16 protein-coding genes are annotated in these 21,416 nt (G+C 47.6%); 3 read left to right on the plus strand and 13 right to left on the minus strand.

Annotated elements, in window-relative coordinates:
* Positions 1 to 6: 6 nt before the first annotated feature.
* The 12 genes from sucD to rplK all read right to left on the minus strand — a co-directional run bounded on the left by sucD (position 7) and on the right by rplK (position 16,702).
* A complete protein-coding gene (gene sucD / locus AMD24_RS01595; RefSeq protein WP_062100377.1) occupies positions 7 to 888 on the minus strand; it encodes a succinate--CoA ligase subunit alpha in 882 nt (293 codons plus the stop codon).
* 31 nt (positions 889 to 919) lie between these two features.
* Positions 920 to 2,119 carry an ADP-forming succinate--CoA ligase subunit beta gene (gene sucC, locus AMD24_RS01600; RefSeq protein ID WP_062100378.1) on the minus strand — a complete coding sequence of 400 codons (1,200 nt, stop codon included), beginning with the start codon at positions 2,117 to 2,119 and terminating at the stop codon, positions 920 to 922.
* Complete coding sequence (locus AMD24_RS04395; RefSeq protein WP_158404335.1) at positions 2,116 to 2,289, minus strand: hypothetical protein; 174 nt, start codon at positions 2,287 to 2,289, stop codon at positions 2,116 to 2,118. The genes sucC and AMD24_RS04395 overlap by 4 nt, the downstream gene beginning before the upstream one ends.
* 607 nt (positions 2,290 to 2,896) lie before the next feature.
* A complete protein-coding gene (pyk, locus tag AMD24_RS01605) occupies positions 2,897 to 4,300 on the minus strand; it encodes a pyruvate kinase (protein ID WP_062100379.1) in 1,404 nt (467 codons plus the stop codon).
* Positions 4,301 to 4,488: 188 nt separating this feature from the next.
* Entirely contained in the window at positions 4,489 to 5,124 is a 636-nt protein-coding gene (gene tsf, locus AMD24_RS01610) for a translation elongation factor Ts (protein ID WP_062100849.1), read from the minus strand.
* An 80-nt stretch (positions 5,125 to 5,204) separates the two neighbouring features.
* The gene (rpsB, locus tag AMD24_RS01615) at positions 5,205 to 5,957 is read right to left on the minus strand and encodes a 30S ribosomal protein S2 (protein ID WP_235503201.1); all 753 of its coding nucleotides are present in this window, start codon (positions 5,955 to 5,957) and stop codon (positions 5,205 to 5,207) included.
* Positions 5,958 to 5,966: 9 nt separating this feature from the next.
* The gene (gene rpoC, locus AMD24_RS01620; RefSeq protein ID WP_062100381.1) at positions 5,967 to 10,097 is read right to left on the minus strand and encodes a DNA-directed RNA polymerase subunit beta'; all 4,131 of its coding nucleotides are present in this window, start codon (positions 10,095 to 10,097) and stop codon (positions 5,967 to 5,969) included.
* A gap of 49 nt (positions 10,098 to 10,146) precedes the next feature.
* Positions 10,147 to 13,959 (minus strand): DNA-directed RNA polymerase subunit beta, encoded by a 3,813-nt coding sequence (gene rpoB / locus AMD24_RS01625; RefSeq protein ID WP_062100382.1) that lies wholly within the window; start codon positions 13,957 to 13,959, stop codon positions 10,147 to 10,149.
* 325 nt (positions 13,960 to 14,284) lie between these two features.
* A complete protein-coding gene (rplL, locus tag AMD24_RS01630) occupies positions 14,285 to 14,665 on the minus strand; it encodes a 50S ribosomal protein L7/L12 (protein ID WP_062100383.1) in 381 nt (126 codons plus the stop codon).
* A gap of 267 nt (positions 14,666 to 14,932) precedes the next feature.
* On the minus strand, positions 14,933 to 15,454 hold the full coding sequence (gene rplJ / locus AMD24_RS01640) for a 50S ribosomal protein L10 (protein ID WP_062100385.1): 522 nt from the start codon (positions 15,452 to 15,454) through the stop codon (positions 14,933 to 14,935).
* A 13-nt stretch (positions 15,455 to 15,467) separates the two neighbouring features.
* The gene (gene rplA, locus AMD24_RS01645; protein WP_062100850.1) at positions 15,468 to 16,169 is read right to left on the minus strand and encodes a 50S ribosomal protein L1; all 702 of its coding nucleotides are present in this window, start codon (positions 16,167 to 16,169) and stop codon (positions 15,468 to 15,470) included.
* 104 nt (positions 16,170 to 16,273) lie between these two features.
* Complete coding sequence (rplK, locus tag AMD24_RS01650) at positions 16,274 to 16,702, minus strand: 50S ribosomal protein L11 (protein ID WP_062100851.1); 429 nt, start codon at positions 16,700 to 16,702, stop codon at positions 16,274 to 16,276.
* Between the two features lie 184 nt (positions 16,703 to 16,886).
* On the opposite strand from rplK, the gene AMD24_RS01655 reads away from it, so the two are divergent.
* Positions 16,887 to 17,243 (plus strand): hypothetical protein, encoded by a 357-nt coding sequence (locus tag AMD24_RS01655; RefSeq protein WP_062100386.1) that lies wholly within the window; start codon positions 16,887 to 16,889, stop codon positions 17,241 to 17,243.
* A gap of 667 nt (positions 17,244 to 17,910) precedes the next feature.
* Here the strand turns inward: AMD24_RS01655 and secG are convergent.
* Positions 17,911 to 18,228 carry a preprotein translocase subunit SecG gene (gene secG / locus AMD24_RS01660; protein ID WP_158404337.1) on the minus strand — a complete coding sequence of 106 codons (318 nt, stop codon included), beginning with the start codon at positions 18,226 to 18,228 and terminating at the stop codon, positions 17,911 to 17,913.
* Positions 18,229 to 18,428: 200 nt separating this feature from the next.
* On the opposite strand from secG, the gene accB reads away from it, so the two are divergent.
* Together accB and accC are read left to right on the plus strand one after the other, a co-directional pair.
* Positions 18,429 to 18,923 (plus strand): acetyl-CoA carboxylase biotin carboxyl carrier protein, encoded by a 495-nt coding sequence (gene accB, locus AMD24_RS01665; RefSeq protein ID WP_256379096.1) that lies wholly within the window; start codon positions 18,429 to 18,431, stop codon positions 18,921 to 18,923.
* A complete protein-coding gene (gene accC / locus AMD24_RS01670; protein WP_062100388.1) occupies positions 18,916 to 20,283 on the plus strand; it encodes an acetyl-CoA carboxylase biotin carboxylase subunit in 1,368 nt (455 codons plus the stop codon). Before accB ends, accC begins: the two co-directional genes overlap by 8 nt.
* The last annotated feature ends 1,133 nt before the right edge of the window (positions 20,284 to 21,416 follow it).

The following is a 21,416-nucleotide window of genomic DNA, read 5'->3' on the forward strand; positions in this document are numbered from 1 at the left end:
CAGCTACTACTTATTAGCTTTTAAGGCCTGAATCAGAGCTTCTGCAATATCCGCAGGTGATCTAGCTATGTGGAAACCAGCCTGTTCTAGGGCCTCTATCTTACTCTGTGCAGTCCCCCTTCCTCTGGAAATAATGGCTCCGGCATGTCCCATGCGTCGCCCAGCTGGTGCGGTTGCACCGGAAACAAAGGCAGCGAGAGGTTTTTCACCATGTTCTTTTGCCCAAGTAGCGGCTTCCTCCTCTGCTGTACCCCCAATTTCTCCAACGAGAACAATTCCTTGTGTCTCTGGGTCATCGTGCAGCATCTTGAGAGCCTCTAGGTGTGAAGTCCCCTGGATAGGATCGCCCCCGATGCCAATACACGTGCTCTGTCCATAGCCACGTCCTGTTAATTGCCAGACAGCCTCGTAAGTAAGAGTCCCGGAGCGAGAGATAATTCCAATGGAGCCTGGTTTGTGGATATAGCCAGGCATAATGCCGATCTTACACTGCCCAGGCGTTATAATGCCTGGGCAGTTAGGCCCGACTAACCGACACTCTTTATCCTTCAATATTGCCATTACTCGTACCATATCCATAACAGGAATACCTTCAGTAATACAGACAATAAGCCTCACGCCTGATGCAGCCGCCTCCAGCACTGCATCAGCAGCAAATGGGCCCGGTACAAAGATCATTGTGGCGTCACATCCAGTATTCTTCCGCGCCTCCTCTACAGTATCAAATATCGGCACTTTAGAATCAAAAGTTTCTCCTCCATGCCCTGGAGTCACCCCAGCCACGACATTGGTTCCATATTCCATGCAACCACGCGCGTGAAAGGAACCAGACTTCCCTGTGATCCCCTGCACCAGCAGGCGAGTATTCTTGTTAATCAAGATTGCCACACTTTTTTCCTAAAAAGGATTCTACGGTTACTTACGGCAAAGGCAGAGATGTTTGGGCCGCCACCACTGCTCTCTGGGCAGCATCAGCCAAGCTATCCGCCGCAATAATAGGGAGGTGGGACTCTACAAGCAATTTTTTTCCAAACTCTCCATGAGTACCTTCCAAGCGGATAATGAGCGGTACAGATAAGCCCACTGTACGCACAGCGTTAAGAATTCCTTGGGCGATAATATCGCATCTCATAATACCCCCAAAAATGTTTACTAGGATTGCCTTGACACTTTTATCACTAATAAGAATTTTGAAGGCTGCTGTTACCTGTTCTTCACTTGCACTACCACCGACATCAAGGAAATTAGCAGGACTACCTCCATAATATTTGATAATATCCATCGTTGCCATGGCCAGCCCTGCACCATTTACTAGACAAGCGACGTTTCCGTCCAGTCTAACGTAGTTTAGGTTAAACCTAGAGGCTTCTACTTCACGGAAATCCTCCTCTGCAAGATCGCGTAGAGCCGTAACATCTGGATGCCGAAAAAGTGCGTTATCGTCGAAGCTGCACTTTGCATCCAAAGCAAGGACTCTGCCATCCATCGTTGATACAAGCGGATTAACTTCTACAAGGGCACAATCAAAGGAAACAAAAAAGTTAAAAAGGCGAAGAAAGAAAGCAGTAGCCTCAGTAATCTTTGAGTGCTTAAAGCCAAGCCGATACGCTAAATTTCGTGCTTGATAAGTCTGTAGACCCATTAAAGGGTGCACAGGCTCACGGAAGATTTTTTCAGAAGATCTCTCAACCATATTTTCGATTTCTACCCCCCCCTCTGGGCTAGCAACTAAAAGCGGAACGCTCGTCTCGCGATCCACGACAATTGCAAGGTAACATTCCTTACTAATCTCCACACTTTCAGCTATAAGCACCTGATGAACAATCTGTCCCTCCGATCCAGTCTGACAAGTAACTAGAGTATTGCCTAACATTTGAGAAGTCACTTCAGCAACTTGTTCCGTTGAGTTGCAAAGGTGGACCCCTCCGCAAAATCCGTTTATAAATACACCTTTTCCACGCCCTCCCGCGTGAATTTGCGCTTTAACAACGAAACGATGCACACCTAGTTCGGCAGCAACTTCACGTGCCTGGTTTGAGGTAGACGCTGGAGCTCCTTTAGGAGTAGCCACTTGGAATTTTTCAAACAACTGTTTGGCTTGGTATTCGTGGATATTCATTCTTCAAAGGTTAGTGCAGAAGAGCAAGTAGAGTTGGGGACAGGAGCGAGGGCGTCAAGTGCTTGTGGAGGAATAAAAATCGCTAGCGCCAAAAATCCTGATTTGCCATTGTCTTCCACACGGAAAGTTACTCTCTCCCAGTTTCTATCAAGAGTCATCCTTTTATTCATACCCTCCCATTGGACGTTAAGGCTTTCCCATTAACACACTCCGCCCCACCCATTAATTAATGGGTGGGGCGCCAGGACCATCCTACCAAAGGGAGGCATCTGTGGCAAGAAGCTGTTATCAGCACTGGGAATTGTTTGCCTTCCGATTGTTATAATAGAACTGAAAACTGTGTTAGCTGCTAGTCGCATCCACAGGAATGGGGTTTCGACAATGCCTGAGGGAAAAGATATCCGCTCAGCGCTTTGGCATCATTATAGGCAGTTACAACTCGCAGGGTATCAGTTTTTGGCAAGGTGACCAAAACATCCAAATTATAGGCCGTCCGTCGTTAACTAAGTCAAAAGACCAAACCTTTCGCCTAACCTGTTCCACCCAGCAGGTAAGATTTCGAAAATGCATCGCATAGCTTTGCAGATGAGGGAAGAGCTAGGAAGAGAACCTAGCAATGGGAGTTAGCAGACGAATTTAGTACGGCCCACATTCTAGATGTCTCTGTTAATGATAACAAAGATGCAATGGAATTTAGCGAAACTGTGCGTGATGCTGAAGCGCAGGCTGCGAGACAAGAATCTTTACGAAAGAGGTGGGAGAACTTAAGATGACTATCTAGAAGACGGTCCTCAGCTGAATGGAGTGGAAAGTGTTCCCTCCTATCAGGATGTCGCTGACGATTACAAGTTGGTCACCTGTTTGAATTAGGCCACGCTGCTTGAGCAGATTCTCTGCATTTGTGACAGTATGGTCCGGGGAGCTTGCAAATGGCATATGGATAGGAAAAATATTCCAATTCAACATCAACTGGCGTACCACTTCCTCGTTGGGGGAGAAGGCAAATACCGAGGTTCCTATCAATCGAAGGTGACTTACGTAGTAAGCCATTACACCACGTCGGGTGAAGACGATCAGCTTTGAATTAGGAAGAGAATTGGCCAAAACTATCGCTGATTTTATCAACTCCTGTTTGCAATCTACAGCGGTCATCTCCTGAGCTCGGAAAGTTTTATTATCACTTTCGACCCGGCAAGCAATCTGATCAAAAGTGCGTACGCATTCCACTGGATACCTTCCTATGCTGGTTTCTCCGCTTAACATGATTGCGTCTACCTGTTCGAAAACAGCGTACGCGACGTCTATGATCTCTGCACGGGTCGGAAGGGGATTTTTAGTCATGGACTCCAGCATATGAGTAGCAACGATCACAGGCCGTCCAATCTGTAAGCAGCGTCTGGTAACACTCCTCTGAATAATAGGAAGTTCCTCCATTGGACACTCAATACCAAGATCACCACGGGCCAACATGATGGCATCTGCTTCACGAATAATTTCATCGATAACCTGTACAGCATGCTGGTCCTCAATCTTCGCAATGATAGAGGCAACACTCCCATGTTGACGGAGGATTTTACGGAGCTCCTGAATGTCGCTTGCTTCCCGACAGAAACTGAGAGCTACAAAGTCTACTCCTATCTCCATGCCTAATTTAATGTCCGCGAGATCCTTCTCGGTTAAAGGTGGTATACTAACTCGAACACCTGGGAGATTGATATGTCTACGCGATCTTAAGATCCCCGGAGTCAGCACTTTGCAACGTATCCTGTTCTCTTGCTTTGCGAGCACTTGCATACGAATCACGCCATTGTCTACAAGGAGAGTACTTCCTACAGATACATCTTGGGCTAAGCCATTATAGTTGACATCCACAGAGTAGACTTCTTTTTTGCTAGTGCCACGAACTGTAAATTCTACGATGTTCCCCATCTTAAGATGGAGAGGACTACTTAAGTCACCAGTTCGAATGGCTGGACCTTGAGTGTCGAGCAGAATGCCAACCACTTTCCCCTTCTTGGTAGCAACCTTGCGGATACTTTGAACTACTTTATACACCCAGCCATGGACAGCGTGGCTCATGTTTATCCTAAAAATGTTGCATCCAGCTTCAATTAGTTCAGAGATCTTTTCTTCAGAATCTGTCGCTGGGCCTAGGGTGCAGACGATTTTTGTTTTGCGCATAGCCTTTGAGCCTTAACCGGAAAGGAAGTGCCATAGTCTGGTGAGTGCCTTTCTACAGGCCACTGATTGCACGAAAGTTATCTAGTTAGTAAGAGTTGCGACGCGTACGATGTGAATACGCTCCCTGCAAACTTATGATCTTCGTGAGCGCTGTTCCCTTTGTCCCTTTGATCTTTTATCGATATTTCCTAAGAAGAAGAAACACTTTGACTTTCGTTTTCCGGAGAAAGCTCTTCGCCAACTGCATAGCGGACAAAACGGCGAATCACAATATTTTCCCCTAGCCTTGCAATTTGTTTATTCACAAGTTCCTGGATAGTAGAATCAGGGTATTTTACAAAAGCTTGTTCAAGCAGACAAACCGTGGAGTAGAATTTGTCTAGTTTTCCTTCTACGATCTTCTCCACCACACGAACAGGCTTACCCTGAACCTGAGCGGCGTAGACTCTGCGCTCGCGCTCAACTATGTGAGTGGGCACCTCCCCACGCTTTAGATAGATCGGATGGGAAGCCGCAATGTGCAGAGTGATGTCTTTTACAAACTCACGAAAGGTTTCATTTTTAGCGACAAAGTCGGTCTCACAATTAACTTCAACAAGCACTCCAACCTTTCCCTGTAGATGGATGTAGGATGCTACAATGCCCTCCTGCACCGTGCGAGAAAATTTCTTTTCGGCAAACGCAATGCCTTTTTCACGAAGAAGGTTTTCTGCCTTAGCAATATTCCCACCTACCTCAACGAGAGCACGCTTGCAGTCCATTATACCTGCATTAGTCTTTTCGCGAAGGTCCTTAACAAGTCTTGCGGTAATTATTTCAGCCATAACGGAATGCGCCGATCCAACCTCCTCCTGCCAATGTGGATACAGGGGAGAGGCCAGAACCATGTAACATCTTCTTAAGTTTATCCGGCAATAGTAGAATCTGGCTCTACGCCGCTTACCTTGCCTCTCAGCTGAGAGGCTTGATAGATGGCGTCCACCAGCATCTGTAAAATCATTCGGACTGATCGGATAGCATCATCATTGCCAGCAATGGGATAATCGATACAGGAGGGATTGCTGTTGGTATCTACAACGGCAACGATTGGAATGCGGAGGCGGTTGGCCTCGGATATGGCAATTTTTTCACAGAGAGTGTCAATAACAACAATTGCATCAGGCAGCGTTTCCATTTCAGCGATCCCGTCGAGATTGGAATGCAGCTTAATGGACTCCCGATGGAGAGCAGAAGCTTCTTGCTTGTTTATTCGAGACCAGCCGGCACTCCCTTCAAGGGCTTCCAGCTTCTGCATACGGGCAACACTTTTCCGAATCGTTATTAAATTGGTTAATGTCCCACCCAACCACCGCTGATTGACAAAAAATTGGCCAGTGGCGATAGCTGCCTCTTTCACAGCTTCTTGCGCTTGTTTTTTTGTCCCCACAAAAAGAACTCTGCCTCCACCTTGCACCACCTGCCCTAAAAAGAGAGAGGCCTGTGCCAACTGCTCGACCGTCTTCTCTAAGTTGATAATGTAGATCGAGTTGCGTTCTTCTAAAATATAGTCACGCATCTTGGGATGCCATCTTTTAGTTTGATGCCCATAGTGGACTCCTGCTTCTAGCAGTTCAGTCATAAGTTCCATTTTCGGTCGAGAAAGAGAGAGGTCATTCATAGAGTCTCGCTAAAGGGAGTCTACCTTTAGGGTTTGATCCTGACTGCATTCCGGAGGATGGGACCCAGTCTGTTCACCAAAAAGGATAAGCTCAAGATCACGGTTGGCCTTAAAGCCACTACCTGCTGGAATGAGGTGTCCCATAATAACGTTCTCCTTAAATCCACGGAGAGAATCTGTTTTACCCAGAGTGGCTGCTTCCGTAAGTATGCGGGTAGTGTCTTGAAAAGACGCTGCCGAAATAAAACTGTCGGTCTCTAGGGAGGCTTTGGTAATTCCAAGTAAAATAGGGGAGGCTTCAGCTGGTTTTCCACCCTGTTCTGTGACTTTGTCGTTTTCCCCTTTAAACTCTAGCCGGTCCACTTGATCACCCCAGAGCATAGAGGTGTCACCTGGATCGGTGATCTTAACCTTTCGTAGCATTTGACGCACAATGATCTCGATATGCTTGTCATTAATTTCTACCCCCTGTAGTCGATACACCTCTTGCACCTCATTGAGGAGGTGTTCCTGTAGCTCTTGAGGACCACACACCTCTAACACCTCATGTGGCACGACGGGACCTTCGGTCAGTTGTTGTCCCTTTTTTACGAAATCCCCCTTAAAAACAATGATGTGCCTGCTAAGCGGAATGAGATGTTCCTCTTCCACGCTTGCTGCCTTGTTGGTAATGATAAGGCGACGTCTCCCACGAACTGTCCCACCAATTTCAACCGTACCGTCTACCTTCGCAATCTCCGCAGCATCCTTTGGGCGGCGTGCTTCAAATAATTCGGCAACCCTGGGTAATCCACCCGTAATGTCCTTAGTTTTGGCGATCTTTCGTGGTGTTTTCGCGAGCAACTGGCCGGCTTGAACAATTCTTCCTTCCGTTACGGTAATGTGGGCCCCAGCTGGAATAGAATAGCTAACGACTACCATCGCCTGGTCATCCAGAATGACTATCTGAGGATGAAGATCTTCCTTGTGCTCGATCACCATCGTGCCCATAAGTCCAGTTGTTTCGTCCACCTGTTTTCGAATGGTGACCCCAGGAATCATGTCTCGAAATTCAATACGTCCCGACTTCTCTGTAATAATTGGCACATTATAAGGATCCCACTGGATGAACGTCCTGCCACGTTTGACGAAAGATCCATCTGCTATTGAGATGACAGAACCAACCACAACGTTGTGACTTTCCAGTTCACGCCCATCCTTCTGATGGATGGTGACAGTACCATTCTTGTTTAGGACAATGAAGTTCTCTTCAAGGGAACGTACAGTACGAAGGTCATTGAAGCGCACCCAACCATCATTCTTAGCCTTGATAATGGGCTGCTTAAACGTTTGACTGGCAGTCCCACCTACGTGGAATGTCCGCATGGTAAGCTGAGTACCAGGTTCTCCGATACTCTGAGCAGCAATGATTCCGACTGCCTCTCCAAGTTTTACCATGCTGCCCGTGGCGAGATTTCTTCCGTAACATTTGGCGCAGATGCCCTGCTTCGATTCACAAGTAAGCGCAGAGCGGATCTTAAGCTGTTCGACCCCCATGTTTTCCAGGGCAGTAGCGATCTCTTCGTCAAGGAGATTTCCAGAGCGAACCAAAATTCTCCCAGTCACTGGATCTTTAACGGCCTCACAACTCGTGCGACCCACAATGCGATTGCTTAGGCTGACTACTTCCTCATCCCCTTCGTAGATAGGACGCACTGTAATACCGTTTGCTGTTTCACAATCATATGAGGTGACAATCACGTCCTGGGCAGCATCAACGAGTTTGCGCGTAAGATAGCCTGAGTCAGCCGTTTTCAAGGCAGTGTCTGCAAGCCCCTTGCGGGCGCCATGTGTCGATATGAAGTATTCCAGTACAGTGAGACCCTCACGAAAATTGGATGTAATGGGACTTTCGATGATTTCTCCAGACGGCTTAGCCATGAGACCACGCATGCCAGCAAGCTGTTTGACCTGCGTGCGGTTTCCACGCGCACCAGAGTCCACCATCATATAGACAGGATTCATTTCATGTCGACCTTCATTATGCTCTAGTGTTCGGAAGAGGGCATTTGCAACCTCTTCTCCCGTGTGAGTCCAGATGTCTTGCACCTTGTTCTTACGTTCACCGTCCGTGATAATACCACGATGGTATTGCTTTTCCACTTCGGTAACCTCTCTATAAGCACGTTCTAGGAGTGGAGTCTTCTCCCTTGGAATAATCATGTCTGTAATCCCGATCGAGATCCCTGCCTTAGTAGCAGCACAAAAGCCTACTTCTTTAAGACGATCAAGCGTCTCTACCGTCTTCTGATGGCCGGCGACCTTATAGCAACACCAAATGATTTCGCTAAGTTGCTTCTTACCAGCCACCTTATTGTAAAAACCAATTTCCTGAGGCCAAATTTGGTTGAAAATCACACGGCCTGCAGTTGTTTCAATGACTTTTGTACTAGAATCTCCGTAGGGGGTCTGCCTTCCAAAATCTGGGTTTTGAAGGCGGATTGTAGTATGAATTTGGATCGCCCCTCCAGAGAGGGCTAACTCAACTTCAGCGTGTCCTGCAAAAAGAGGTGGATGTTCTTTCTCCTTATAAGCCACACTTTGGCGCGGATTCTGTGTAAGATAGTAGCATCCCAACGGGATGTCTTGGGAGGGAGTTGTAATTGGCTTTCCACTAGAGGGAGAGAAAATATTATTGGAAGCTAGCATAAACAGCCGAGCTTCCATTTGCGCTTCTACAGAAAGCGGCACGTGGACCGCCATCTGGTCGCCGTCAAAGTCTGCATTATAGGCAGTGCAAACTAGCGGGTGGATCCGGATTGCCTCACCCTCAATAAGAATAGGTTCAAAGGCTTGGATGGAGAGACGATGCAATGTGGGGGCACGGTTCAGAAGCACAGGATGTCCTCTAGTTACCTCATCCAGAATATCCCACACTTCTGGTGTTTGGCGTTCAATCATCTTCTTGGCACTGCGTACAGTATGCACGTATCCCAATTCTTTCAGCCGTCGAATGATAAAGGGTTCAAAGAGAACCAAAGCCATTTTCTTAGGGAGGCCGCACTGGTGAAGCTGTAATTCTGGCCCAATGACTATGACGGAACGTCCCGAGTAATCCACTCGCTTTCCCAAGAGATTTTGCCGAAAGCGACCTCCCTTACCCTTTAGCATATCACTGAGAGACTTTAGTGGACGATTTGCTGCTCCAGTTACAGCACGGCCATGGCGACCATTATCAAACAAGGCGTCTACCGCCTCCTGAAGCATCCGCTTCTCATTGCGAATAATTACCTCGGGAGTTTTGAGCTGTAAAAGCGTTTTTAGGCGATTATTTCGATTGATAACACGACGGTAAAGATCATTAAGATCTGAAGTTGCAAAACGTCCTCCCTCCAGCGGAACCAACGGACGCAGATCCGGAGGAATTACCGGCAGCACATCCACGATCATCCACTCCGGGCGTGTGCGCGAGGTAGCAAACCCCTGCACAAGTTTCAAGCGTTTGGCAAGCTTTTTACGTAGTTGTTTGCTTCTAGTGGAAGTCATCTGCTTTTCGATCTCATCGTTCAATTTAATGAGCTCAATTTGTTCCAGAAGCTTCTGAATAGCCCTTGCGCCCATAGCAGCGCTGAACGTTGCACCATAACGTTCCTCTACCTCAATAAATTCCGCTTCGGTCAATAGCTGACAAAGTTGCAAGTCGGTGCTCCCAGGATCAATGACAATATAGTCCTCGTAATAAATCACCCGCTCTAGTTGTCTGGAAGTCATATCTAGCATTAGCCCAATGCGTGAAGGCATACACTTATAGAACCAGATATGCGAAACCGGAACAGCTAACTCGATGTGCCCCATGCGCTCACGCCGCACCCGAGCAAGAGTAACTTCCACACCGCAGCGGTCACAAACTACCCCCTTGTGTTTGATCCGCTTATACTTCCCACAAGAGCATTCCCAGTCTCGAGTAGGCCCAAAGATTCTCTCACAGAAGAGACCACCTTTTTCCGGCTTGAAGGTACGGTAGTTAATGGTTTCTGGATTTTTTACCTCTCCCTTACTCCATCTGCGGACAGCTTCTGGGGAAGCGACGGTAATACTGACTTCTTCAAAGGCTTCCTCGCGTGGGTCAAGGAGGACGTCACGAGAAGCAAATTCTTTCATGGTTTCTTATTCATAATGTTGGAGTGCGAAAGAGTGGAATGGAATAGGGCTAGACTGTGTCCACTGTAATTTGTAGTGGTGGCAGAGGAATCTGGGAGCGAGCCGAAGCCTGTACATTTAGGCCCAGACCCTGCATTTCTTTAATCAAAACGTTGAATGATTCAGGAACGCCTGCCTGGAGAGAGTGATCCCCCTTAACAATACTCTCATAAATTCTTGTTCGTCCCTGCACATCATCAGACTTAACCGTTAGCAGCTCTTGTAAAGTGTAAGCAGCACCATATGCCTCCAGAGCCCATACTTCCATTTCCCCAAAACGTTGACCTCCATACTGGGCCTTACCACCTAGGGGCTGCTGGGTAACCAACGAGTAAGGACCAACTGCTCGAGCATGAATTTTATCAGCGACCAAGTGACCCAGCTTAAGCATGTAAATGTATCCCACCACAACTTGTTGGTCAAAGGTATCACCAGTTCGGCCGTCAAACACCGTGGCTTTCCCATTTTCATGGATCCATGTGAAACCCTCCTTATTTCTAGCTTCCCTCAAGTAATGGCGGATGCGCTGCTCTGAAATACCGTCAAAAACTGGGGTGGCAACTTTTAGGTCCAGGGCTTTAGCAGCAACTCCTAAGTGTGTTTCCAAAACTTGGCCGACATTCATACGGCTTGGCACCCCTAATGGATTCAAGATAATGTCCACTGGCGTCCCATCCTCGAGGAAAGGCATGTCTTCTTCTGGAACAATCTTAGCTACCACTCCCTTATTGCCGTGACGGCCAGCCATTTTGTCTCCAACGCTCAGTTTGCGCTTACTGGCAACATAGACTTTAACCTGTTTGATGATTCCTGGATCGACATCATCTCCACTTTCGACACGTCCTAGGTTCTCGTCTCTCTCGCTCTCTAACTCAGTGAATCGATGCTCGTACTGGCTAATAATCTCACGGATCTTATTTCGAATTGGGCTAGGGTCAATTTCTACGTGTTCATAGACGGAAGCTAATTTCCTCAGAAGCTGTTTGGTAATTTTGCGGTTGGCAGGAATAATGATTTCACCACTTTGCGCATTGACCACATCCAAAGGTATCTTTTCGCCAAGGAGAATGTTAGACAACGCTCCTGTTAGCTGTTCATGCAGCTCTTCTTTACGGCGTCTATGATCGTCTTCAATCATCTTCTGTTGCCTTCTAGATTCTGCTACCGTCATCTTCTGGCGCTGGATTTCCTTTTTTGAGGAAACTTTGACATCCATTACAATCCCGTAGGTACCAGAGGGTACAGTTAAAGAGGTGTCCTTTACATCAGCCGCCTTTTCGCCGAAAATGGCCCGCAGGAGGCGCTCTTCTGGAGCTAGTTCTGTTTCGCTCTTTGGGGTAATCTTCCCAACTAAGACGTCTCCAGGTTTAACCTCCGCCCCCACTCGCACCACCCCGTCCGTGCCAAGGTTTTGGAGCACCTCTTCGCTCACGTTCGGGATATCACGCGTAATTTCCTCGGGACCCAGCTTGGTGTCACGAGCGCCAATCTCGAATTCGTCAATGTGGATCGAGGTGTAAACATCTTCCTTAACTACACGCTCAGAAATTAGGATGGCATCCTCGAAATTATACCCATGCCAGGGCATGAAAGCGACCAACACATTGCGTCCTAGAGCCAATTCTCCATTCTCGGTATTAGGACCATCGGCGATTACATCTCCGGCTTCGACTGTTTGCCCTTTATGTACAATAGGCTTTTGGTTGATGCAAGTACTGCTGTTAGAGCGGAGGAATTTACGCAGTTCGTAGACATAGACACCAGATCCAATGTTTGTCCTGAGCTTTTTTTTCCAGTCGGGTAGCCCTCCGTCTCTAGTAATGACAATCCGTGAGGCAGTAACAGATGCTACTTTTCCGTTTCCTTCAGAAACGACTACTGCTAGAGAGTCACAGGCTACCCTTCTCTCTAGTCCAGTTCCAACTAATGGGGCCTCAGAAACAAGTAATGGAACGCCCTGACGTTGCATGTTAGAGCCCATTAGTGCACGATTAGCATCGTCGTGTTCCAAAAACGGAATTAGCCCGGCGGCGACAGAGACAAGCTGTTTGGGAGACACATCCATAAACTCTACACGGTCAGATTCAACCTCTATGAAGTCTCCCCGGTAGCGGGCAGAAACTTTGGCATCAATCAAATTCCCTCTCTCATCTACAGGTGTATTAGCTTGGGCAATATAAAAATTTTCATCTCTATCTGCGCTTAAGTAAACCACCTCATCCTGCACACGACCGTTCTCTACCTTGCGGTAGGGGGTTTCTATGAACCCAAACTCATTGATGCGTGCAAAGGTGCTCAATGAATTGATTAAACCAATATTAGGTCCCTCTGGGGTTTCGATAGGGCAGATGCGCCCATAATGTGACGGATGCACATCGCGAACCTCAAATCCAGCACGATCGCGACTGAGTCCCCCTGGCCCAAGTGCAGAGAGGCGACGCTTATGAGTCAGCTCAGAAAGCGGATTGGTTTGATCCATAAACTGGCTTAACTGAGAGCGCCCGAAGAAATCGCGAATTACTGCACTGAGCGACTTTGGATTAACCAGCTTGGAAGGAGTAATATAGTCGGCGCCGGTGTCATAAAGCGTCATTCTCTCACGTACTAGCCGCTCAGTGCGAGCGAGGCCTACGCGGCACTGGTTGGCAAGGAGCTCTCCTACAGTCCGCACTCGTCGACTACCCAAGTGATCAATGTCATCAGTCATCCCTTCTCCCTTGCTAAGCTCAATGAGGTACTTTATCGCGGCTACAAAGTCCTCCTTATTCAAGGTCCGCTCTTTTAGATCAACTTTGAGACTCAGCTTCTGATTAATCTTGTGTCGACCCACCCGACCAAGGTCATAGCGCTTTGCATCAAAGAAAAGGCGTTTTAGCATGTTGCGTGCATTCTGCACAGTGGGAGGATCACCAGGCCGCAGCTTACGGTAGATATCCTTCAAGGCTTCTTCCTCAGTGCGAGCTGGATCTTTTTTTAGGGACTTTATAATGGCATCACCTTTTTTCGTCTCTACTACTTGAACAGTTTTGTAACCAAGATTTATTAGTTGCCGCACGGTAGTACTGCTAAGGGGCTCAAAAACACGTGCAACAGCAATCTCTCCATCACGAATGTCGGAAACGAGCACCTTAGTGCTGATGATCTCTTCATCTAAATCGTCCGACAAAGTTATTTCCTCAATCTCATAGAAAAGCCGGAGAATATCTATATCTCCCCCGTAGCCTAGTGTCCGCAGGAAGGTAGTTGCAAGGAATTTACGGCGGCGTTTACGGCGATCAAGGTAGACGTATAAGAGGTCATTAGTATCAAACTGTACCTCGATCCAGGAGCCCCGATCTGGAATGATCCGGAATCCATGGAGGAGCTTCCCGTTCACATGAACACTCGTTTCAAAGCAAATACCTGGCGAACGGTGTAGTTGGCTAACCACTACCCGCTCTGCCCCGTTAACGATAAACGTTCCTTGTGGTGTCATGAGAGGGATCTCTCCCATATATACCTTTTCCTCTTTTGTGGATCGCTCGTCCTTATAAGAGAAAGTGACGTAGAGTGGCGCACTATACGTCTGCCCTTCTCGCTGTGCCTCCATAGCACTTACCTTGGGTTCTTCTAGCTCATAGCTAACGAAATCAAGCAAAGACTTTTCCTCAAATCCAAAGATGGGAAAAAATTCCTGAAAGACTGCTTGCAAGCCGACAGCCCTGCGTCTGGAAGGTTCTACTTGCTTTTGGAAAAACTCCTCATATGAATGCACCTGAAGCTCGATTAGGTTCGGTGGCTTGATAACCTCCTGAATATTCCCAAAGTGGATTCTTTCTGACATTTTCAGTTAAATTAAATAATGCTAGAGCTATGACGGAGGGTCAAAAGAAACTATCGACTCACGAAACAAATGTAGAATTCGGGGGAGGGATGCCCCAATGGGTGGAGAAAACTCCAAGAGTTGGGCTAACAAGAAAAAGGTAGTCCACGCTTTCCCTTGAGGAAAGAATGCTCCGTTACCACGGATTGCACTGCTAAGACGGGACACTTTAGAAAGATAATTAAAAGCCCTGGACCTATCCTGCAGACACTTGAGAATGCAAGAAGGGCGTCCTTCTCTGCGGTCGCTGTACCCTAAAACATTGGGAAAAGAGCAATTTTATTAGCTACTTAATTTCTACTTTTGCACCGACTGCCTCAATCTTCCTTCTGATCTCTTCAGCTTCATCCTTGCCTATCCCCTCCTTAATTAATTTTGGGGCAGATTCAACGAGGGCCTTAGCCTCAGCCAGCCCCAGATTGGAAACCGCTGCTCGAACCTCTTTAATAACGGCAATTTTGTTGCTGCCACACTCACTGAGATAAACATCAAATAAGCTTTTTTCCTCCATAGGAGCCGCTGTAGAAGTACCCGGAGAGGAAACAGTTGGAACCATAACAGGTGTGGCGCTAACCCCCCACTTCGCTTCCAGTTTTTTAACTAGATCAGCCATTTCTAAAATAGAGAGCCCACTCAGTTCTTCAATTAAGGTATCAGGATTTGCCATTTGGATTTACTTTGATTTAGTTTTTTCTGTGCTTGAAACCCCCAAAGACTTGACAAAGGTCTCTCCGGTACAGGCGGTGTGACGCGCGTACAGCGTGCAGTCTGTTCCCTTATGTGCCCAGCCTCCCATTTGGTGGGAGCGGCTGTTCCTCAGCTTTTCGTCTTGCTCAGGACCAACGGCACGCACATCTATCTCAGCGGCTTCAACCGTGGTTCGCCCGAATGTCTTCCTGTTCATTCCCCGTTTAATTATCTTTATAGGACACCTCTACAGGGGAGGAACTGACTTATTTGCTTTGAGCCAAAACAGGCGAACCAGGCTTGCTCCAGGTTCAGATAAAACGCGAAGCAAGCGGCCGGCAGGCTCTTTGAAAAGACCAAGAAGCTGTGCGCGCAACTCATCGTATGAAGGTAGACTAGCTAAAACCTCAACCTGTGCAAGACTTAAAGGAACATCACCGAGCATCCCCATTTTTATGGCCGGTTTTTCAAACTCTAAAGCAAATAGTCTGAGAACCTTGGCAGCTGCACACACATCACCATCCCCAGTAATTAGGGCGTTTTGACCACAAAAATCTAGTCCGAATTTCGAGAAACCCAATCCCTGCATAGCACGGAGGAGGAGAGTGTTCTTTACCACACACAGTTTTGCATTCACCGCCTTCAAACGTTTGCGTAACTCATCGAAATGGGCCACCTGCATACCCGCATATCCAACCATAAAAAGAAAGGAAGACTGCTTTAGGCAATTCTGAATATCTGCGGCGATGCTGGTCTTTTCTGGCCTCATAACAATTAGCTCATTAGCCCTTTAGGGAGAAGGATGACTCTATATTCAGTCCAGGGGACATAGTGGCACTAAGGATAATCTTCCTAAAAAACAGACCCTTGGCGGTAGCAGGGCGCGCCCTGAGAAGTGTATCAATTACCGCCCTTCCATTCCCCATGAGACAGTCCTCCAAAAAGGAAAACTTTCCTATTGGAACAGATACGTTTGCGTTCTTATCTAACTTGAACTCTACACGACCGGACTTGACCTCCTTTACTGCCGCAGCGGTATTTTCCACCACCGTTCCGGCCCTAGGATTAGGCATGAGACCGCGAGGACCGAGGATTTTTCCCAACTTCCGCACCTCTACCATGGCTGCTGGAGTAGCGATAGCAACATCAAAACTAGAAAATCCAGTCTCTACCTTTTTTAAAAGATCTTCATAGCCTACGTATTCTGCCCCAGCTTCCCGTGCATCGATAGCCGCCTGACCCGTTGCAAACACCAAAACACATACCAACTTTCCACTTCCATGGGGAAGTAAGCACGTACCTCGGACCATATGATCGGTCCGCTTGGGGTTAACCCCCAACTTAAAGGAAAGGGCAACCGTTTGATCAAACTTAGTAGGAGGCAATTTCTTAAGAAGACTAACCGCCTCCGCCAAGGGATATTTCCTTCTGGGATCTACTAACTCGGCAGCACGCCGGTAACGTTTGCTTGTTTTCTTCTGCATTTTATTCGGCTGGTGAACCACGCGATGTCCTTTTTATCTGTGGGGTACACGCAAACTGCTAGGAACGATGTAACGACTGAAGAACTGCCATGCCTATGCCTTCCCTAGCTAGGTAGAACCTCAATGCCAGCTTGGCGGGCAGTCCCAGCGAGAATGCGAAATGCGGCCTCTTCATTTTCCGTGTTAAGATCCCCCCTTTTAATTTTCACAATCTCCATAACCTGCCTTCTAGTGAGTTTCCCCACCTTTACCTTGTTAGGTTCCTTGGAGCCCAGAGCGATACCAGCTGCCTTTTTGAGCAGGACGGCAGCAGGAGGAGATTTGGTAATGAACGTGAAAGTTTTGTCCTTGAAAACTTGAATGACCACAGTGAGAATGTCTCCCACTTGCCCTTGTGTTGCGGCATTGAACTCTTTACAAAAGGCCACAATGTTTACCCCGTGCTGCCCTAAAGAGGGGCCCACTGGCGGAGCTGGGTTCGCTTGTCCGGCCGGAATTTGCAGTTTAACGGTAGCAACAACCTCTTTTGCCATAAAGATAAGTGGAGAAGACACACGGCCCGAGCGGGGCGTGGCTAGAAGGATCGCACTTCATCACTTTGTAGCTGCTTGATCAAGCAGAAATTTCTAGTTTTTTCGAACATCTCTCCATATTTCTTTTGGAAGACCAAAAAACAGGTACTTTTCATGTAAGTAAGTTTTATTTATCAATGTTCGTGTGTTTCAAATAATTTTTAATGCAATAAGTGCCGCGGAAATGAGCGCCCTTCCGAAAGGGTTACAGTTGGAGCTTCTTGCAGAGTTTCGATTGTTTCCGAAAGACTCTGAGGATACGAAAGGCTGCTTTGGGATGTTACGTCGAGGACATCGCAAGTTATTCCGGTATCGCTCCAAGGACTACCGGATTTATTTTGAGCAACACCCGGAGGGTGTGCTTATTCGCCGCGTTCTCCATAAAAATACACTGCAAGATTTTCTCTTTCGCTCCAGTCTAACTACAGCAGAAGAGGACGAGAGGTTAGGGGCAACTAGTGCCTTTTGGAAATTGATTGAAGAAGGTCAAAAACCACACTAGCCCGCCACCCAACGAAGGGGAGCTTGTCCTTATTTGCCACTCTTCCCCTCCTATAAAGTTAAGCTGACAAGACCGAGCTGGAAGGAAATCTTGGATAGTTCTGGGTAACGCGTCCCAAGAGATCTTCGTAGCGGTTATGATGCTACCCCCCCTATCCAATAGAGACCAATGGAGAAGCTGTGATATTTTGCAGGCAAAAGCTAATCCCGTGCCCACAACGTTATTAGCTTACGAGAAATAAAAAATCTGCCGGCTATCCCCGAGCAACATCCCATCCTACCATATTCAAGAATGTGGAACTCATTAAGTTTCCAATCACAAGCGTTTTTCTGGTGGGAATAATCTGATGGGAGCGCGTTTCTCCCCTCGAGAGGCTCCTAGAACACCAATTCCTCGCAATTACATCTAGCATGATGCAGCCAAGAACTTTTTATGACCGTTGGTCCTATCCTAACTTTCCCGCGTGCGCTGCTGCAGGGCTTTTGCAGGGCTTTGTATAAATTGATGGGTCTTCTTCAGTTGTAAGTCCATGCTAGAAGACAGAGAAGAGTCATAACAAACTCTTTAAGTGGTGGAAGCTTGCGACAGACGCGCATACCCTCCTCTTGCAAGCCTTTCCAGACCCTTTCTTCCTCCCCCCCCTAAGGTTCCTGGGATTTCATCATTTCTATTTCTGTCTGGCAGAAGAGGGATGGACCTTTGACGAACGAGAGAGATCGTCTAACTCCTTCTGGAGGCGAAGGTGCCCTGTAGATGTTCTTGCATACGCAATAGCAAGGAATAATGTGAGGACGAAGAAGATGGCCCCTAAGTACGTCGTAACCTTGGCAAGAACACTGGAGGCCTGTGCTCCGAAGAAGTTATCGGCTGCTCTGCTGCCAAAGGTAGTGCCCAACCCCTCACCTCGGGTTCTCTGCATAAGTACAGCAACAATAAGCAACAAGCAGACTCCTACGTGGAGCGTTAAGAGGACTGGTATAAACAATTTGCCCATAGAAAAGCCTGACCCCGCAGGCGGCAGCGTGCCAAACAAGGTTAGGAATGTAAAGAGAGAACCTTCCGCCGGAATCCCTCTTACTTTTTTGGACCTGAGCGCTTATACGCCACTCGTGTGTAGATGCTTGACCCCTGCTTTAGGGAGAATACAACAGCATTAGAAAATTTTCCTTCCTTTTCCTTCCTCTAGTGGATTCTTACCTTAAAGAGATACGCTCGCTCATCGGTCTAATGAAGAAAAGCGGTATCGTCTTTCTTAAAATGGAGCGAGAGGGGTTTCGGATTACTCTTAGTGCAGCAGACGTTGTTACTCCCGGTTCGGTTACCGTTTTACCTCCGTCTCCATCCCCGTCTTTCTTGCCATCATCGCCCTATCCTGGGGTTGTACAGGAAGCCACTTCTGGGAGCTTTTCCCCTCCCTCCTCCAAGGAAGGCTCAACAAAGACTGTTACCTCACCCATGGTAGGGACTTTTTATGCAGCTCCCTCCCCAGATGGTGTTCCGTTCGTGCAAGTGGGTACCTTGATTACACCGGATACAGTAGTCTGCATCGTAGAAGCCATGAAAGTAATGAATGAAATCAAAGCTGAAGTATCAGGAGTTATTGTAGAAATCCTTGCTGAGAATGGGACGTCAGTCCAGTTTGGACAACCTCTTTTTCGGATAAGCATAAGTGGTGTTTAAAAAGGTTCTTATTTCTAATCGGGGTGAAATCGCTCTGCGTATCATCCGAGCCTGTAGAGAGCTTGGCATCCAAACAGTTGCCGTCTATTCGGAGCCAGATGTTGAGTCCCTCCACGTTCAACTTGCAGACGAAGCAGTTTGTATTGGTCCGGCTGCTAGTTCTGAGAGCTATCTAAGGGTTGACCGTATTATCAGTGCTGCAGAAATTACCGACGTGGATGCTATTCATCCAGGCTACGGCTTCTTGGCCGAAAACGCTCATTTTGCTGAAGTTTGCGCTAGCTGTAACATTACCTTTATTGGGCCCTCGCCAAGGGTCCTTCGCTTGATGGGAAATAAGAGTGCTGCAAAGGAGTATGCAAACAAGACAGGCATCCCTATAATCCCTGGAAGCAAGAGCGCCGTTGATTCCGAGGTAGAAGCGCTTAAGCTTGCTCGGGCTATTGGTTATCCCGTGATGGTCAAGGCTACTGCTGGCGGAGGCGGGCGCGGGATGCGGACCGCGCACAATGAAAACAGCCTAGTTCAGGGCTTTCACAGCGCTCGCATGGAGGCTGAGAAGACCTTCAATGACCCGGCGGTCTACATCGAGAAGCTAGTTCTAAATCCACATCATATCGAATTTCAAATATTCGGAGATAATTACAGCAAGGTGATCCATCTAGGAGAACGCGACTGCTCCATCCAACGTCGTAACCAGAAGATCGTTGAGGAATGCCCCTCTTCTCTCATGACAGAAGAGCTACGAACCCAGATGGGGGAAGCATCGATCCGATTGGCACAAGCCATAGGCTACACCAATGCAGGAACAGTGGAATATTTGGTAGATGAGGAGCTGAACTTTTATTTCGTGGAAATGAACGCTCGTATCCAAGTAGAACATCCCGTTACCGAAGAAGTATATCGATGTGACCTCGTAAAGCAACAGATCAGGGTCGCTGCTGGCGAACGTCTGGGTAACTACATGACCCGTGCCACTCCACGCTATCACGCTATTGAATGTCGTATTAACGCTGAAGATCCCTCGAAAAATTTTCAACCCTCTCCAGGAACTATTAAACTCTACTACGCCCCTGGAGGCTACGGCGTACGCATCGATTCTCACGCCTATGCAGGTTATCCAGTTCCTCAGCACTACGACTCCATGATTGCAAAGCTAATTGTGGCAGCCTCTTCTCGAGAATCTGCTATTTACCGTATGGGCCGTGCCCTCAGCGAATACCTCATTACTGGCGTTCATACGAACATCCCTTTTCAACAAGCTATTTTTAGGAATGAGGACTTCTGCCGTGGAAGGTATAACACCAACTTGGTAGAAAGGATGATACAAGAGATGTCCTTAGCACGTGCGGAGAAATAAAAGGAAAGAGGAGCCTTCTTCCCTAGCGTGAGCCACCACCCGGATAAAACTAATCTCTGGAAACTACGAATGATGGCATTAGAAGGTCTCTAACGTCATGCTTTAAGCAGCATGGGTGTGTCCCCGTATGCGAGCCTAAACACATAGCTCCTTTAGTTCCCCCCCACTCGCTGAATTCATAAAACCCTATGATTCCCATGAAATTGCTTTCTGAATACGTCCTTTACAGTATCCTGTACCTAGGTCAGTAAGGTAAGTTAATAGGGCAAGGAGGGGTATATATAATTCAGCTCCGTGCCCACAAGGGATATCCTCAAAATTAGATCTCTTGCTTGCTCCTTGCCCCCTCTTCTTGCAGATATTCCACTCATCCTCAACGATTATCCTTAGTTGGTAACTGAAACGGGAGTCTCGGGCTTTCCACGTCGGGCAAGAGGACCTCTCGCTCGACGAAGCGCGGATCCCTGCTGGGAGGAAATGCTTATAAGTAAGTGGTTGCTCCACACAGCCTCATCCAGGCACAAACAGCTCCCGCCGCCGAGACGGGATTATATCAGCCCCTTCTTCCCCACAACTTACTAAGCCCTAATTTCTGTATTGGAGGAATTAGACAAGAAAACCTACCCGCTATTATTGAATGCTGCTACCCAACGTGTCGCCATCGTTTCCGGATGTCCTCCAATCTGCTGACATCAAGAGATTTTGTTGAGAGACTGCAAGGCAATATTGGGAGAAAAGCCCTGCAGACCCAATCTATAGCCTCCACCACGGCGTCATAAGGCGGCGCGCACCCCTTCCTCTACTGCAAGAAGGGTGATCGATTACTCACATCAACCGGCATCACTCAATACAACCCTTCTTCATCATACTCATAGATAGTATCGCTGCAACTTGACTCTGTCAGACCGTGAATTTCCACCTAAGTCGACCATCTTAGCTAAGATCAGCCGATGATTCCTTGTCTTCTTGGAGCACAAGCTGTTGCAAGAACCCATGCTCAGCTCGGGCCTATGCGGTTTTTTGGAGCCCCCCTATGGAGGAGGAACAACTCTGTTCTAGATCCAATAGAGTTTGCTTAAAACGACACGTCGCATTCCTGTATACAAACGTGCGTAGTGTACGAAAGGCACAAA

The organism is Candidatus Xiphinematobacter sp. Idaho Grape (assembly GCF_001318295.1).
GTDB lineage: Bacteria > Verrucomicrobiota > Verrucomicrobiia > Chthoniobacterales > Xiphinematobacteraceae > Xiphinematobacter.

Excerpts from the sequence above, each read along its gene's own strand:
- sucC (WP_062100378.1), bottom strand. The coding sequence starts at position 2,119 with ATGAATATCCACGAATACCAAGCCAAACAGTTGTTTGAAAAATTCCAA.
- AMD24_RS04395 (WP_158404335.1), bottom strand. The coding sequence starts at position 2,289 with ATGAATAAAAGGATGACTCTTGATAGAAACTGGGAGAGAGTAACTTTC.
- pyk (WP_062100379.1), bottom strand. The coding sequence starts at position 4,300 with ATGCGCAAAACAAAAATCGTCTGCACCCTAGGCCCAGCGACAGATTCT.
- tsf (WP_062100849.1), bottom strand. The coding sequence starts at position 5,124 with ATGGCTGAAATAATTACCGCAAGACTTGTTAAGGACCTTCGCGAAAAG.
- rpsB (WP_235503201.1), bottom strand. The coding sequence starts at position 5,957 with ATGAATGACCTCTCTCTTTCTCGACCGAAAATGGAACTTATGACTGAA.
- rpoC (WP_062100381.1), bottom strand. The coding sequence starts at position 10,097 with ATGAAAGAATTTGCTTCTCGTGACGTCCTCCTTGACCCACGCGAGGAA.
- rpoB (WP_062100382.1), bottom strand. The coding sequence starts at position 13,959 with ATGTCAGAAAGAATCCACTTTGGGAATATTCAGGAGGTTATCAAGCCA.
- rplL (WP_062100383.1), bottom strand. The coding sequence starts at position 14,665 with ATGGCAAATCCTGATACCTTAATTGAAGAACTGAGTGGGCTCTCTATT.
- rplJ (WP_062100385.1), bottom strand. The coding sequence starts at position 15,454 with ATGAGGCCAGAAAAGACCAGCATCGCCGCAGATATTCAGAATTGCCTA.
- rplA (WP_062100850.1), bottom strand. The coding sequence starts at position 16,169 with ATGCAGAAGAAAACAAGCAAACGTTACCGGCGTGCTGCCGAGTTAGTA.
- rplK (WP_062100851.1), bottom strand. The coding sequence starts at position 16,702 with ATGGCAAAAGAGGTTGTTGCTACCGTTAAACTGCAAATTCCGGCCGGA.